This is a genomic window from Dyadobacter sp. CY261 (genome assembly GCF_021440085.1).
In the GTDB taxonomy this organism is placed as follows: domain Bacteria; phylum Bacteroidota; class Bacteroidia; order Cytophagales; family Spirosomataceae; genus Dyadobacter.
Genome location: NZ_JAKCPW010000012.1, coordinates 165,574 through 178,881 on the forward strand (window position 1 = coordinate 165,574; position 13,308 = coordinate 178,881).

13 protein-coding genes are annotated in these 13,308 nt (G+C 49.0%); 8 read left to right on the top strand and 5 right to left on the bottom strand.

Annotated features, from left to right (window positions below; translation table 11 throughout):
* Positions 1-35: 35 nt before the first annotated feature.
* Together LZD49_RS28310 and LZD49_RS28315 are read left to right on the top strand one after the other, a co-directional pair.
* A complete protein-coding gene (locus LZD49_RS28310) occupies positions 36-3,488 on the top strand; it encodes a PVC-type heme-binding CxxCH protein (protein ID WP_234671229.1) in 3,453 nt (1,150 codons plus the stop codon).
* Positions 3,489-3,586: 98 nt separating this feature from the next.
* Positions 3,587-4,330 (top strand): ThuA domain-containing protein, encoded by a 744-nt coding sequence (locus LZD49_RS28315; protein WP_234671230.1) that lies wholly within the window; start codon positions 3,587-3,589, stop codon positions 4,328-4,330.
* Between the two features lie 143 nt (positions 4,331-4,473).
* Here LZD49_RS28315 and bla read toward each other — a convergent pair whose 3' ends face one another.
* A complete protein-coding gene (gene bla, locus LZD49_RS28320) occupies positions 4,474-5,211 on the bottom strand; it encodes a subclass B1 metallo-beta-lactamase (protein WP_234671232.1) in 738 nt (245 codons plus the stop codon).
* An 86-nt stretch (positions 5,212-5,297) separates the two neighbouring features.
* On the opposite strand from bla, the gene LZD49_RS28325 reads away from it, so the two are divergent.
* The 5 genes from LZD49_RS28325 to LZD49_RS28345 all read left to right on the top strand — a co-directional run bounded on the left by LZD49_RS28325 (position 5,298) and on the right by LZD49_RS28345 (position 6,939).
* Entirely contained in the window at positions 5,298-5,528 is a 231-nt protein-coding gene (locus LZD49_RS28325) for a hypothetical protein (protein WP_234671234.1), read from the top strand.
* Entirely contained in the window at positions 5,521-5,841 is a 321-nt protein-coding gene (locus LZD49_RS28330) for a type II toxin-antitoxin system PemK/MazF family toxin (protein ID WP_234671236.1), read from the top strand. Before LZD49_RS28325 ends, LZD49_RS28330 begins: the two co-directional genes overlap by 8 nt.
* Positions 5,842-5,880: 39 nt before the next feature.
* The gene (locus LZD49_RS28335) at positions 5,881-6,243 is read left to right on the top strand and encodes a DUF1304 domain-containing protein (RefSeq protein WP_234671238.1); all 363 of its coding nucleotides are present in this window, start codon (positions 5,881-5,883) and stop codon (positions 6,241-6,243) included.
* Positions 6,244-6,317: 74 nt separating this feature from the next.
* Positions 6,318-6,548 (top strand): hypothetical protein, encoded by a 231-nt coding sequence (locus LZD49_RS28340; RefSeq protein ID WP_234671240.1) that lies wholly within the window; start codon positions 6,318-6,320, stop codon positions 6,546-6,548.
* The gene (locus LZD49_RS28345) at positions 6,529-6,939 is read left to right on the top strand and encodes a putative toxin-antitoxin system toxin component, PIN family (RefSeq protein WP_234671242.1); all 411 of its coding nucleotides are present in this window, start codon (positions 6,529-6,531) and stop codon (positions 6,937-6,939) included. Before LZD49_RS28340 ends, LZD49_RS28345 begins: the two co-directional genes overlap by 20 nt.
* A gap of 47 nt (positions 6,940-6,986) precedes the next feature.
* Here the strand turns inward: LZD49_RS28345 and LZD49_RS28350 are convergent, their stop codons facing one another.
* On the bottom strand, positions 6,987-7,574 hold the full coding sequence (locus LZD49_RS28350) for a helix-turn-helix domain-containing protein (protein WP_234671244.1): 588 nt from the start codon (positions 7,572-7,574) through the stop codon (positions 6,987-6,989).
* Between the two features lie 106 nt (positions 7,575-7,680).
* Positions 7,681-7,995, bottom strand: coding sequence for a GIY-YIG nuclease family protein (locus tag LZD49_RS28355; RefSeq protein ID WP_234671247.1), 315 nt, complete (start codon positions 7,993-7,995; stop codon positions 7,681-7,683).
* Positions 7,996-8,695: 700 nt separating this feature from the next.
* Between LZD49_RS28355 and LZD49_RS28360 the strand changes: the two genes are divergently transcribed.
* Positions 8,696-10,942, top strand: a complete 2,247-nt coding sequence (locus LZD49_RS28360) for a M28 family metallopeptidase (protein WP_234671249.1) — start codon at positions 8,696-8,698, stop codon at positions 10,940-10,942.
* 135 nt (positions 10,943-11,077) lie between these two features.
* Here LZD49_RS28360 and LZD49_RS28365 read toward each other — a convergent pair whose 3' ends face one another.
* Positions 11,078-12,247, bottom strand: coding sequence for a dCTP deaminase domain-containing protein (locus LZD49_RS28365; protein WP_234671250.1), 1,170 nt, complete (start codon positions 12,245-12,247; stop codon positions 11,078-11,080).
* Positions 12,244-13,005, bottom strand: coding sequence for a hypothetical protein (locus LZD49_RS28370; RefSeq protein ID WP_234671251.1), 762 nt, complete (start codon positions 13,003-13,005; stop codon positions 12,244-12,246). The genes LZD49_RS28365 and LZD49_RS28370 overlap by 4 nt, the downstream gene beginning before the upstream one ends.
* Positions 13,006-13,308 lie beyond the last annotated feature (303 nt).

A 13,308-nucleotide genomic window follows, 5' to 3' on the forward strand; every position in this document is an offset into this window, starting at 1 on the left:
CAGAAAGCATACGGCTAACCGCCGAAAACCCAAATATGAAAAAACTACTTTACGGAGCATTGCTCCTTCCGCTGGTGCTGCTAACCTCCTCGACCGAGCCGGCGCAGCATCCATTCAACCTCGACCCAGATGTTGAAAAAGAACTGAAATCTTTCAAAGTCGCCGAGGGTTTTGAGGTTACCTTGTTTGCTGCCGATCCCATGGTGGCGAAGCCTATCCAGATGAACTGGGATAGTGAAGGTCGCCTCTGGGTGGTGAGCAGTACGGTTTACCCGCATCTGAAAACGGGTGAATCGGCTAACGACAAAATCTTCGTCCTCGAAGACACGGACGGCGATGGCAAAGCCGATAAATCGGCCATTTTTGCCGAAGGCTTGATCCAGCCAACCGGTATCCTCCCGGGTGACGGCGGCGTGTACGTGGCCAACTCGACGGAAATCCTGCATTTTGCCGATACCGATGGCGATGGCAAGGCCGACAAAAAGCGCCGTATCCTGAATGGCTTCGGAACGGGCGATACCCACCATTTGATCCACACTTTCCGCTGGGGACCCGAGGGACGGATGTATTTTAACCAGTCGATCTACATTTACAGCCATGTGGAAACACCCTTCGGCATCAAACGCCTCGAAGGCGGTGGCGTGTGGCAGCTCAATACGCGCAATCTCGACATGGACGTGTACGCACGCGGGCTGGTCAACCCATGGGGATTGCAATTTGACCGCTGGGGGCAGTCATTTCTTACGGATGGTGCAGGAGGTGAGGGTATTAACTACGCATTCCCGGGTGCTACATTCGTAACGGCTCCCGGCGCTGCCCGTCTTTTGCGAGGTTTGAATCCCGGGCAGCCTAAGCACAGCGGTCTGGATGTTGTTTCCGGTTCGCATTTGCCGGAAGCGTGGCAAGGCCGGATGATCACCAACGACTTCCGCGCCAACCGGATCAATAGTTTCAAACTGGAAGAGCAGGGGAGCGGCTACGTTTCGAAGCAAACCGACGATTTAATGTGGTCCGACAATGTGGCTTTTCGCCCGGTGGATATCAATGTAGGACCGGATGGCGCTATTTACGTTGCGGATTGGTATAACCCCATTATCCAGCATGGTGAGGTCGATTTTCACGATCCACGCCGTGATCAGCAGCATGGTCGCATTTGGCGGATCGTGGCCAAGAACCGCCCGCTCGTGAAAAAACCGCAGCTCGCCAAAGCAAATGTGAATGAGTTGCTTGAATCGCTTAAACTTCCCGAAGACTGGACCCGCCTGCAAGCGAAGCAGGTGTTAAAAGCACACGGCGCCAAAGAGGTGTTGCCTGCATTGGAAAAATGGGTAGCTGCTTTGGATAAAAACGATGCGAAATATGAGCATAACTTGTTGGAAGCATTGTGGTTATACCAAACATTGGAAACCATTAATGAGCCGGTATTGCTCAATTTGCTGAATGCGAAGAGCCACAATGTGCGTGCGGCTGCATTGCGCGCGCTGGCCCTCTGGTATCCCAAGGTTTCTAATACGCCTGCATTGCTGGCCAAAGCAGTGGGCGACGAACATCCGCAAGTACGACTAGAAGCGGTGATCGCGTTGCGTAAAACGAAAACCCCGCAGGCCGCCAAAGCCGCATTGACCGTTTTGGATGGGCAAATGGACGAGTTTTTGGATTTTGCATTGTGGCAAACCGTCCGTGAACTGGAACCGGTGTGGGTAGCGAAACTGAAATCCGACCCCAATCTCCTCGGTGACGCCAAGAAAACAGCCTATGCATTGAAATCGGCCACGAGTGCCGACGCTGCGGCGTTATTGGCAGCTTTGTACCAAAAAGGGCAGGTGCCGGACGACTATCAAAAAGATGTCCTGGCTTCCATCGCACGCCTCGGACAGCCCGCGGACCTGAATATGCTGCTCGATCTGGCTGTTCAACCCAATAACAAAAATGCAGCCGCTCAACTGGCCGCATTGGAGGAAGCGGGTAGCCAGCGCAAAGTTATTCCGAATAAAAACCCGGAGCGGATCGCTTCATTGATCGGTAATGAGGAAGAAGCGGTAAGCCTGAGTGCCATTCGCCTGATCGGTCTTTGGAAAATCGGATCATTGAATGACAAGCTGACCGGCTTGATCCAGACGGGAAATCCGGCTACCAAAAAAGCAGCACTCGGCGCATTGGGAGCGATCGATAAACCAAAAGCATTGCAACTCGTCACCGACCTGACCGGTCCGAAAAATACGCCGGAAGTACGCATTATTGCCGCAGCGCAACTGGCGGGACTGGACGAGAAAGCAGGAGCGCGCACCAGTGCCGAGCTCATGCGAACATTGCCAGCGGACACGGATATGTCGGAGTTGTTCCTCGCATTTATCCCCTCCAACTCAGGGTCAGCGGCATTGGCAGAGGCCATTGCGGCAAAGAAAATACCCGAAGCCGTCGCCAAACGCGGCCGCCAACTCGTGCAGCAACGCGCCGGCTGGACACGCCAGAGCATAGACGAGATTGCTGCATTGAAAAAGGCCCTGGAAGCGTCCGGCGGCGCATTACCAGCGGCGAAAATGCCACAAGACCTGGACGATAAAACGATTGAAGAACTGGCCAAAGTTGCCCGTGAAAAAGGCGACGCTGCCAAGGGAGAGCTTATTTTCCGCAAGGCAGAATCGAGTTGCACCACCTGCCACGCCATTGGCGGCGCGGGTGGGCTGATCGGGCCGGATTTGAGCAGCCTTGGAACCAGTTCGCCGGCCGAAACCATTATCCGCTCGATCCTGTATCCAAGCGCATCCATCAAAGAAGGTTACGACCTCAAACGCGTCGTGAAAAAAGATGGCTCCGAACTCCTGGGCTACCTCGCCTCCGACGGTGCGAACGAGATCGTGATCCGCGATGTGACCGGCAAGGAAGTATCCATTGCCAAAAGCCAGGCGCAGGTGATGGAAAAAGTGCCCGGCTCGCTCATGCCTCCGGGCCTCACCGCTAGCCTCGACCGCGACCAGTTCGTAAACCTCGTCGCATTTCTGACCAAACTCGGCGAACCGGGCGATTTCCGGGTCTCAAACACGCGCTATGTACGCAGATGGGAGAATATCACACTTAGCAAGGACCTTGCCAGTAAATTCTCGACGGAAGCAGCCACCATCGCAGGCAAAGGCGCTAAAATCACCGCTTCCCCGGTTTACAGCAAGGTATCCGGAGATTTGCCGATAGACGAGTTGGTCGAAATGCAAAACAGCGCAGGTAAACCATTCAGCATCGTCCGTTTCGACATCGAAGCATTAACCAAAGGCAACGTTACTTTCGCGTTAAACGAAACGAGTGGCATTACGGCGTTCAGCGGTAACAAACCACTGAAAGTCGTCAACGGCACAATCACAGCCGATTTAGGCCAGGGCATTCAGCCCATCACCCTCGTCATCGACCGGAGTGTCGTAAAGGATGGTGGTTTGAAAGTGGAATTGAAAGACGTTTCGGGCGGCGCGCAAACGCGGTTGAAGGTGGGGAGGTAAGGTGTCCCTAATGTTCCAGCTGCCTAACCAGTAAATTTTTCCGCACTTTTGTTTTAATACTAGTTATATCAAATTCAATTCATCGAATCCAAAACATCATGCTCAAAAAATTACTGGCCCTTTCTCTTGTGATCGGGAGTGCGGTGGCGGCGCATGCGCAGCAGTTCAAGGCTTTACTTTTTACCAAAACCGCTGGTTTTCACCACGTTTCTATCCACGAAGGTGTGGCTGGAATCAGGAACCTGGCATCGCGACACAACTTCTCGGTCGATTGGCAGGAGAATGCCGACGTTTTCAATGACAAAAGTCTGGCGAACTACTCGGTGGTGATTTTCCTGAATACGACCGGCGATATCCTCAACGACACGCAGCAGGCGGCGCTCGAAAAGTATATCAAAAGTGGAAAAGGCTGGGTAGGCATTCACGCAGCAGCGGATACCGAATACGACTGGCCATGGTATGGCAAGCTGGCAGGCGCCTACTTCAAAACCCACCCGGCGCAGCAAACGGCCTTTCTCGACGTAAAGGACAGCAACTTCCCGGGCCTCGAACGCTTCCCGAAACGCCTGCTTTGGACCGACGAATGGTACGAATACAAAAAGCCGCTCAACGTCGACGACCTCAAAGTGCTCATTACACTCGACGAAAAGACTTACGATCCTAAAACCAACCAGGGCACCGGCATGGGCGACCACCCGATCGCCTGGTATCATAACTTCGACGGCGGCCGCGCGTTCTACACCGGCCTGGGCCACATCGGCTTGGTATATTCCGACCAATCGTTCCTAGATCACCTCTATGGCGGTATCTATTGGGCAGCGACAGGAAAGGGAGTGAAGTAGTATTGGTGCAGGATGGTACCAGTTTTTTGACCATGGACCGCCGACCATAGACCATTGTTTAATAATGTGCTAAGCAAAATGGGCGATCGATCTGGAAATGGGCAAGAACCGTCGTCCATGGTCGATCGTCTATGGTCTAGAAATTACTTCCCGTCACTAAAAAGCTTAACCGTGTAATCCAGCAATGCTGCGTCGCCAATCTTACCGTGTCCCGGTATCACGAACTTCACGTCGGTATATTGCGCTTTGATTTTCGTCACCGTCGCGGGCCAGGCTTCTTCGTTCGCGTCAGCCAGGTTGCCCTTGGTCGCATTGAGCTCTTTAATCAGGCAGCCGCCGAACATTACTTTTTCACTCGGGAAATAGCCAATAACGTTGTCACGCGTATGACCTTCACCGTAGAATGCCGCTACGACAGCCTTGTTGCCCACTTTCAAATCCAGCTTGTTATCGAAACCTTTTTGAGGGACGGGAAATTTATGCTCTTTGTCGAATGCAATGGTCTTGTTGGTCGCATAGGAAGCTATTCCGTGATCGTGAAACGCCTTCAACCCCCCGACGCAATCCTCGTGAAAGTGGGTCGCAACAACCGCTTTCACTTTGCAATGGAGGCTATCCTCCACCCATCGGATCACCTTTTCCGACGTTGCATCGTCCACCGGCGTATCAAAAATCACTGCCTCATTCCCGTCGAACACGATCATGCCATTGCATGCGACTTTGCCGAAACTCTGGGTTTTCAGATAGGTAATGTGATTATAGACATGGTCGGATACTTTTTGGATGATCAGATCATCGGCGGTGAAACTTTTGTCAGGTGTTTGAGCGTGTACGAGGGTGTATAGGAGCAATAGCAAGCAGGTTAAGACGTAGTTTTTCATGATTAATTAGTGAATAGAAGTGAACGGAGATTGAGGTCGGTAAGATAAGGGAAATTGCTATATTTGGGTAAATAACTTGTAAAACCATGACCAAGCAAGCGATCATCGAAAGAACTTTGGAGGCCATTAATCAACTTCCAGTTGATAAGGCAGAGGAAATTTCAGACTTCGCTGAGTTTGTCCGCAAGCGTCATGAGGAGCAGCAACTTACCGAATGCATCCAAAGGTTGGTTGAAAACAGCGAGGCGTTTGATTTTCTGAAAGGGGAAGAGGAAATTTATTCGGTGGGAGATTTGAAAGAAGTGTATAATGGTTAAAGGAGATATTGTACTCATCCCTTTTCCATTCACCAACCTGAAAGGCAGCAAGCTGCGACCAGCCGTGATACTCATCAATAACGAGATGGACATCACGGTTTGTTTTATTACTAGTCAAGTCGATCGTCGGGAACCAGCAGATGTGATACTTCTTCCAAACCAACTCAATGGTTTAAAAGTGAGCTCACTAATCAGGACCAGCAAAATGGCGACCCTTGATCGGAGTTTGGCAAAGGGCTTACTCGGCAGGCTGTCCATTGATGAAATCGCTGATTTAAATTTAAAGTTGAAAATGTTATTACAACTGACATAAAATAATACTAAGACGTCTTTGTAAACAAACTCCGAACCCATGCAAACACTCGGTACCATCCTCGTCGCCCTCGTCGCGCTGGAACATCTTTACATTCTTTACATCGAAATGTTTGCCTGGGAAACGAAAGGCAAGGAGACCTTCAGAGGCTCCCTCGCGCCGGAGCTTTTCAAGCCGACCAAAGTTCTCGCCGCCAACCAGGGCCTTTATAACGGTTTTCTTGCCGCGGGCCTCATCTGGTCGCTGTTCATCGAGGATCATCATTGGCGGTTTCATATTGCTATTTTCTTTCTGACTTGCGTGATTGTCGCCGGGCTTTACGGGGCAGCGACGGCTAGTAAAAAGATATTTTATGTGCAGGCGTTACCGGCGATTGTGGCGTTGGTGGTGTTGCATTTGTGAGGGACAAGTCCTTTAAAACAGGTAGTGAACCACTTTGCTTGAAATTTCCTTATCTTCGGGTAAACAGTAAGGTTATGAGGACATTGAATGTTTCGATTTCGGAAAACGAGTTTGAGAAGTTAGGATTGAAGGACGAAAATCTCACATTTGCTGAGCTTTTCAATCTGGTCAGCAAGGATTTGGTTCGTCAGAATCTAGAGAGATCGGTTGAATTGGCTGAAAAATATGGTCTGTCGAATATGACGATGGACGAGATCACCGCAGAGGTGAAAGCTGTACGCACACATGCAAAAAGTAATCATTGATACAAATGTTTTTGTATCAGCACTTATTCAAAGGAGTTATCCCCATCTGATTGTTCGAGAACTATTTGTCGAACAGAAAATTGAGCTATGTGTCTCCGATGAACTACTAGCTGAATACTACGATGTACTTTCTCGACCGAAATTTTCAAGATTTCCGGACTTCTTTATTCGAGCGGAAGTCCTTCTTGCAGATATCGATCGGAGAGCGGTAAAGTATTTTCCTACGACAAAAATCGATCTTATTTCTGATCGAGATGATAATAAAATATTGGAGTTAGCGGACACTTCGCAGGCCGATTTCATTGTTACCGGAAATGTTAATGACTTCACTTTCTCTCTGTATAAAACCACACGGATCTTAACGCCGAAAGAATACTGGACGTTAGTTTAGGAAGGCTGAGGGCATTCTGAGTTCCTGTCTCTGATGTTTCGGGACGGTCAGGAAATGATCTTGAAACTGGGATCATACACAGCTTCTTCGCCGCGGTTGAGTTTAAAGTGGGTGGAGATGATGATAATGGTGTTGATGATCAAAAGGGCGAAAATGACGCACAAAACGGCCATGGGGCTGATCAAGACATTGAGAATGCCGGACATCATGCCGACGAACGTGATCCCGTAGACCGCCAGCGACCAGGTGATCTGGAAGTTCAGGATGCGTTTTCCCAATTCACTCACACCGGCGACCGTGTTTCGTTTGTACATCCAAAGCGCGAAGGGGATCAGTATGTTTCCAAACGGTATGAACCAGAACGACAATGCCGAAAGGTTCAGCAGTTTAAGTATGCCCGGATCTTCGAAAGCGGCTATCGGTGCGGGATCGGGTGCAGGTGAGAGTGTTTCCACGGGTACTCCAAGGGCTTGGGCCAGCAGTCTCAATGTCTCCCCACGCGGGACGGCATCGCCTGCCTCAATGCGTTGCAATGTCCGCAGGTTGATGCCTGCCATTTCAGCAAGCGCTTCCTGGGAAAGACCTTTGCTTTTCCGTAATGTGCGTATTTGGTCGGATGTAGTTTGTTTGTTCATGACGGACTGGTTTTTCGTCAAATTTAACCCGCCGGATACGGCATTGATAGCGACATTCTTACGGCATTTGAAAGTAATTTAAATAAAATGCCCGGCAAGACAATGCTCATTTGCGGTTTCGCTTGTAATGAGTGGCGTTCTGACATTCGGCAAGAGCCTTCAAGTCATCCCACCGACCAACGATGATAGCCTCCTTCTTTTTTCGGCTCCAACCTTTTACCTGCTTCTCAAATGCTATCGCTTCTCGGATATCATTGAATTCGTGGCAAAAGACCATTTCGACCGGGCGTCTTGTGGAAGTATAAGACCCCAGGTTGGTGCCTGAGTTGTGCTCGGCGAGGCGACGTTCAATATCATTAGTGACACCGGTATAGTAGCTGTCATCCGCGCATCTGAGTATGTAGACGTAGTATGTTTTCATGGGAGTGAATTATTGATATTATTGGCAAGATATGAGCATGCATAATCTCGGCGACTGAATTGGCAATCGGCGGTGATTGTCTATCAATCGGTGTTAAGGTAGAGCCCGCCTTCGACTTCGCTCAGGCTGACAATCAGACTCCGCTCAGGCTGACGATCCAACTCCGCTCAGGCTGCCATGCTCGTTTGGTACGTTCATGTAACATCATGCACGACGTTCATGTCATGCTGAGCGCACCGGGCCGCCGGGCGGTCGAAGCATGGAGGCGGGATGCCCACGTGACATGTCACGGTACCGCCCGCCTTCGACTTCGCTCAGGCTGACAATCAGACTCCGCTCAGGCTGACGATCCGACTGCGCTCAGGCGGACATGTTCGTTTAGTACGTTCATGGAACATCATGCACTACGTTCATGTCATGCTGAGCGCAGTCGAAGCATGGAGGCGTGATGCCCATGTGCCATGTTGCAGTACTGCCCGCCTTCGACCGCCCGGCGGCCCGGTGCGCTCAGGCTGACAATTAGACTCCGCTCAGGCTGACAATTGGCGTTCCTCAGGCTGGCATTTCGATTGCGATCACACCGATAAGTAGCGTTTTTGCGCCCACACTGACATTTCACCTTCGCCCAAGCCTCACATTTCAACCTTTACCACTCATTCATTATATTTAACCAAACCAAAAAACCTTTTCACTCCATCCCATGCGACACCTTTTCAAAAAGACATTCCTTCCATTTCTTCTCTCGGCCCTGGCCGTGGCACCATCTCAGGCGCAGCAACAGTCGCTCCTGGGCTTCGGCGACGAAGCTGCCAAGAAAGAACTCGGCCTCGAAGCAACATTCGACAAGCAACTGCAAGCCAATAACCTCCGCGACTGGATGAAACGGATGACGGCCTACCCGCATCAGTTAGGTTCGTCATATGGCCTTAATAATGCGCTCTTCCTGCGCGATAAGCTGACTTCGTGGGGTTTCGATGCCCGACTCGATACGGTGCATGTGCTTTTTCCGACGCCCAAAGTCCGTATTCTGGAACTGACGGCACCGACGAAATTCAAGGCTTCACTGGCCGAAAAACCATTGAAGGAAGACGCTACTTCAGCGCAGACGAAGGATGTGCTGCCGCCTTACCACGCGTTTTCGGCCAATGGGGATGTGACGGCAGAGCTCGTTTTTGTGAATTATGGCGTGCCGGATGATTATGAGGAACTGGCGAAGCTGGGCGTCGATGTGAAGGGCAAGATCGTGATTGCGAAATATGGCGGTTCGTGGCGGGGTATCAAACCGAAAGTCGCCTATGAGCACGGGGCGATCGGCTGCATCATCTATTCCGATCCGAAAGAGGATGGCTATTTCCAGGGTGACGTATATCCCAAAGGGGCATTTAAAAATGAGTCGGGTGTGCAGCGTGGGTCGGTGGTGGATTTGCCGCTGGCGCCGGGCGATCCGCTGACGAACGGTTTTGTGGCCGATGCGCAGCATAAGCGGTTGTCGGTGGAGGAAGCGCCGTCGATGATGAAAATTCCGGTGCTGCCGATTTCTTATGGCGATGCATTGCCGTTGCTCAAAGCATTGGGCGGCCAAATGGCCCCTGCGACGTGGCGTGGCGCGTTGCCGATCACTTACCACATCGGTCCCGGTCCCGCGAAGGTGCATTTGAAACTGGAATTCAATTTCGATATCGTGCCGTGCTACAATGTGATCGCGACGCTGAAAGGCAGCGAGTTTCCCGATCAATGGGTGATCCGCGGAAACCATCATGATGCCTGGGTTTTCGGTGCAGCCGACCCGGTGAGCGGGGCAGTGGCGGAGCTGGAAGAGGCGAGGGCATTGGGTGAACTGGTCAAAACAGGCTGGAAACCGAAGCGCACGATCGTGTATTGCTGGTGGGACGGTGAGGAGCCGGGCTTGCTCGGTTCGACGGAATGGGTGGAGAAATATCAGTCTATTTTGAAAGAAAAAGCGGTGGTGTATCTGAATTCCGACGGCAACGGTCGCGGGTACCTGGGCGCGGCTGGCTCGCATACGCTTGAAAAGTTTGTAAACCAGATCGGTCGTGACGTGATCGATCCTGAAAAAGGCACGAGCGTGATCGAGCGCCTGCGTTCGCGCACGATCCTGAATGGTAGCCCGACGGCCAAGCAGGAGGCCCGCACCCGCTCCGACCTGCGCATTGGCGCATTAGGCTCCGGTTCCGACTATACGCCGTTTATCCAGCACCTCGGCATCGCCTCGCTCAACATCGGCTACGGCGGCGAGGATGCGGGCGGCGATTACCATTCCATTTTCGATTCGTACGACCATTATACCCGTTTCAAGGACGGCGACTTTGCCTATGGCGTCGCCCTGGCAAAAACCATGGGCCGCTCCGTTTTGCGTTTCGCCAATGCGGACGTGCTGCCATTTGATTTCGGTAATTTTTCGAACACCGTTCAGCAATATGCCTCGGAAGTAAAAAAGGACCTTGAAAACGCCCGCACGAAAGCCGAAGAACACAACAAAGCCCTAGCCGAAGGCCGCTTCGAAGCCTCAGCCGATCCGAAAGAACCATTCGTAAAACCGGCGGTCCAGTCCGTAGCGCCATACCTCAATTTCGCGCCGCTGGATAATGCATTGGTCGCATTGGAACAAAGCGCAAGGTCATTTGCTTCGGCTTCCTCGAAATTCTCGGCGCTTTCTGCCGACAAATTGAAGGAGTTGAATGAGATTCTATATAAATCTGAAAGAAAGCTGATCCATGCGGACGGCTTGCCTCGTCGGCCCTGGTACCGGCATCAGATCTATGCGCCGGGGTTTTATACCGGGTATGGCGTGAAGACGCTACCGATGATTAGGGAGGCGATTGAGCAGAAGAATTGGGCTGAGGCGGAAGCTGGGATTTTGAGGGTTAGTGGGGTTTTGGAGGGGTTTGTGGGGGAGGTTGAGAAGGCGAGTGGGGTGGGGAGGTGAAGTGTAATGGTATTGAGAAGTGACTCGTAAAATTGGGGCAGCCGCGCGGTGTCAACCCGCGGCTCCTTGAGTCTTAGCCTGAATGTAATCCTTGTGGTACTAGGGGTGATTTGCTAGTAGAAGTTGTGCATACGATTAATTTAGTGCTCTAAATAGTGCAATTATTGCTAGAAGTATTGAGAAAATGCTTAGGATAACACCCTGCAAACGAGCGCTCTCATTTTTAAGTTTTTCAACTTCCTTTTTTAGTTCGTTTAGACCCCCCTGTAATGTATTCGATGGTAGGTAGTCAACAATACTCGATTTAGATTGATATTTCCCATCATAGCCTTCGGCTTGTTCGCTTAATTTATGAAATTCGATCGTCGCATAATGTTCACCTCTTTTTATTGCGATTGGTGAGTTTGATGTATTAAATAATAAACAAAAAAGTTTACCTTCAAAACCAGGGTCCACCTGGGGCCCATTTGACAAAATTACTCCCTGACAAAAGAGTCCAATTTTGAGATCAAATTTTCCGGATACATTGTTAGGAAGCTTTGCATACTCCTTACTTGTAGCAATAGCATAGTCATATGGTTCAATAAGTATAAATGGGTTTTTGTCTGTTAATGTTTCTATCTTTCCGGTATAATAATACTCGTCCCCCAGTGACAAGTCATATGAAGCTGTTGAGATGTTATTTTCTGAGGCATCTTTGAGCAAAACTTCAAACTTGATCAACAATTTAATCATTCCCATCGGAAGCAACCCGCCAGAGTGCCTAGTGTACCATGCCCTGAGCACTAGTTCACATAAATCAGTTTCAAACGAATCAAATGAATTGTTTATTCGATAAGTAAATTTCTTCTTGTGTGATCGATCGATTGCTCGCTGTTTTCCTTCCACTTTCAATTGTGCATCGTCGGCAGCGCGGTTCAATTTCAGCCTAGCTGCCAATTGCTCGTCGTCTGCATCTAGAAAAAAGGAGATAAAAAATTGATTAACTTCCTGTTTGATTTTGCTGAACGATTCTGGTGATACTATGAGGATAGGAACTTTATTAGCCTGCATAATTTCCTTAATCTCTGTTTCTTCGATTCCATATTGGTAATCGCCGTATTTGGTTTTGATAAAAAAAACCTTTGCTTCAAACTCGCTGTCACTGACTATATTATAGTTGACGTCGTCCGCTTCTTCTCTTTTTGGGCGGGTAGTTGCTGCCTTTACCAATGCAAATTCGTCGCTGGATTTAAGCAAGTGATCGACTAACGTTGACTTGCCTGCACATCTAGTTCCGCTTATAAATATCGCTTCAAATTTCATAATTTGCTTTTTTGATAAATATAAATTTTTTCTTTTTCCAGAGATGCCCATTTTTGGTTATGTGATCGACGCATAGAAGGTAATATTCGTTCGAAAATGTCTCTCTTTACAAATCCAATATCTTCCAGATTTTCGATAATATCCGCAATTATTTTTTTTCGATTTTGGTCACGCTGAATTTCAATTCCAAATTCTGGAAGAATTAGGCACAAATACCCATTGGGTTTCATTAAATCATAAAGGTGATGATTGATAGACATCATTTCGATTTTGTATCTTTCGTTTGAGTCTAATCGATTTCTTTTGAACCTTGCACCAGTCTCGTTGAATTTTTCTTTATCAGGGTCAGCATTTAGATAGTAATAATTCAAGCGTTGAGAGGTTATATAGTCAGTCATGTTGGGGTATGGTGGAGATGTAATTATACAATCAATTGATTTTTTATCAATTTCGGCATGCCTAACATCAGAATTTGCAGCCAATTTGCTAATATCATCTCTTGTAAGAGCCTGTCTTCGAATGTCCTTCACAGATAGCTCAATGTCGCCCGCGATTTGGTTTACTTTCGAAAGTAAATTCCTGAAAACGTTCTTTTCCTTTAATTGTTCTTTTTTTGGGAGCATATTGTCGGCGATACATCCCCAGCCCCGGTCCTGACTACTCGAATTTTTTAGTAATGACAGCAATGACACATGAATAAACGTTTTCACAATTTCGTCTTTTAAATTTGTAACTTCGCTGAATAAGTAGCAAAGCATATTAAATGTGTTTGCCTCATACCAAGGCTTTAACTTATCTAAATATAGAAAACTTGTTTGTATATCTTGTTCGTAGCTATGGTTTTGATCATAGGACGAGATTATCTTTATGATATTGCTTGCCAAGCTTTTTCGATCGACGTTCTTGGTAAATAGAAACGAAATTGATCGGATATATTCGATGGAAACAAGGCAAATGTCTGTCGATTGTGGTCGTCTACCTAGTATAATGGACTGAAAAAAAGTAGTTCCGGATCCCGAAAATGGATCTAGTATTCTTGCCCCTGGCATTGTTAAGAGCTC

What these genes read in the sequence shown, in the direction of transcription:
- LZD49_RS28310 (WP_234671229.1), top strand. Translation starts at nt 36, where the DNA reads ATGAAAAAACTACTTTACGGAGCATTGCTCCTTCCGCTGGTGCTGCTA.
- LZD49_RS28315 (WP_234671230.1), top strand. Translation starts at nt 3,587, where the DNA reads ATGCTCAAAAAATTACTGGCCCTTTCTCTTGTGATCGGGAGTGCGGTG.
- bla (WP_234671232.1), bottom strand. Translation starts at nt 5,211, where the DNA reads ATGAAAAACTACGTCTTAACCTGCTTGCTATTGCTCCTATACACCCTC.
- LZD49_RS28325 (WP_234671234.1), top strand. Translation starts at nt 5,298, where the DNA reads ATGACCAAGCAAGCGATCATCGAAAGAACTTTGGAGGCCATTAATCAA.
- LZD49_RS28330 (WP_234671236.1), top strand. Translation starts at nt 5,521, where the DNA reads ATGGTTAAAGGAGATATTGTACTCATCCCTTTTCCATTCACCAACCTG.
- LZD49_RS28335 (WP_234671238.1), top strand. Translation starts at nt 5,881, where the DNA reads ATGCAAACACTCGGTACCATCCTCGTCGCCCTCGTCGCGCTGGAACAT.
- LZD49_RS28340 (WP_234671240.1), top strand. Translation starts at nt 6,318, where the DNA reads ATGAGGACATTGAATGTTTCGATTTCGGAAAACGAGTTTGAGAAGTTA.
- LZD49_RS28345 (WP_234671242.1), top strand. Translation starts at nt 6,529, where the DNA reads ATGCAAAAAGTAATCATTGATACAAATGTTTTTGTATCAGCACTTATT.
- LZD49_RS28350 (WP_234671244.1), bottom strand. Translation starts at nt 7,574, where the DNA reads ATGAACAAACAAACTACATCCGACCAAATACGCACATTACGGAAAAGC.
- LZD49_RS28355 (WP_234671247.1), bottom strand. Translation starts at nt 7,995, where the DNA reads ATGAAAACATACTACGTCTACATACTCAGATGCGCGGATGACAGCTAC.
- LZD49_RS28360 (WP_234671249.1), top strand. Translation starts at nt 8,696, where the DNA reads ATGCGACACCTTTTCAAAAAGACATTCCTTCCATTTCTTCTCTCGGCC.
- LZD49_RS28365 (WP_234671250.1), bottom strand. Translation starts at nt 12,247, where the DNA reads ATGAAATTTGAAGCGATATTTATAAGCGGAACTAGATGTGCAGGCAAG.
- LZD49_RS28370 (WP_234671251.1), bottom strand. Translation starts at nt 13,005, where the DNA reads ATGCTTTGCTACTTATTCAGCGAAGTTACAAATTTAAAAGACGAAATT.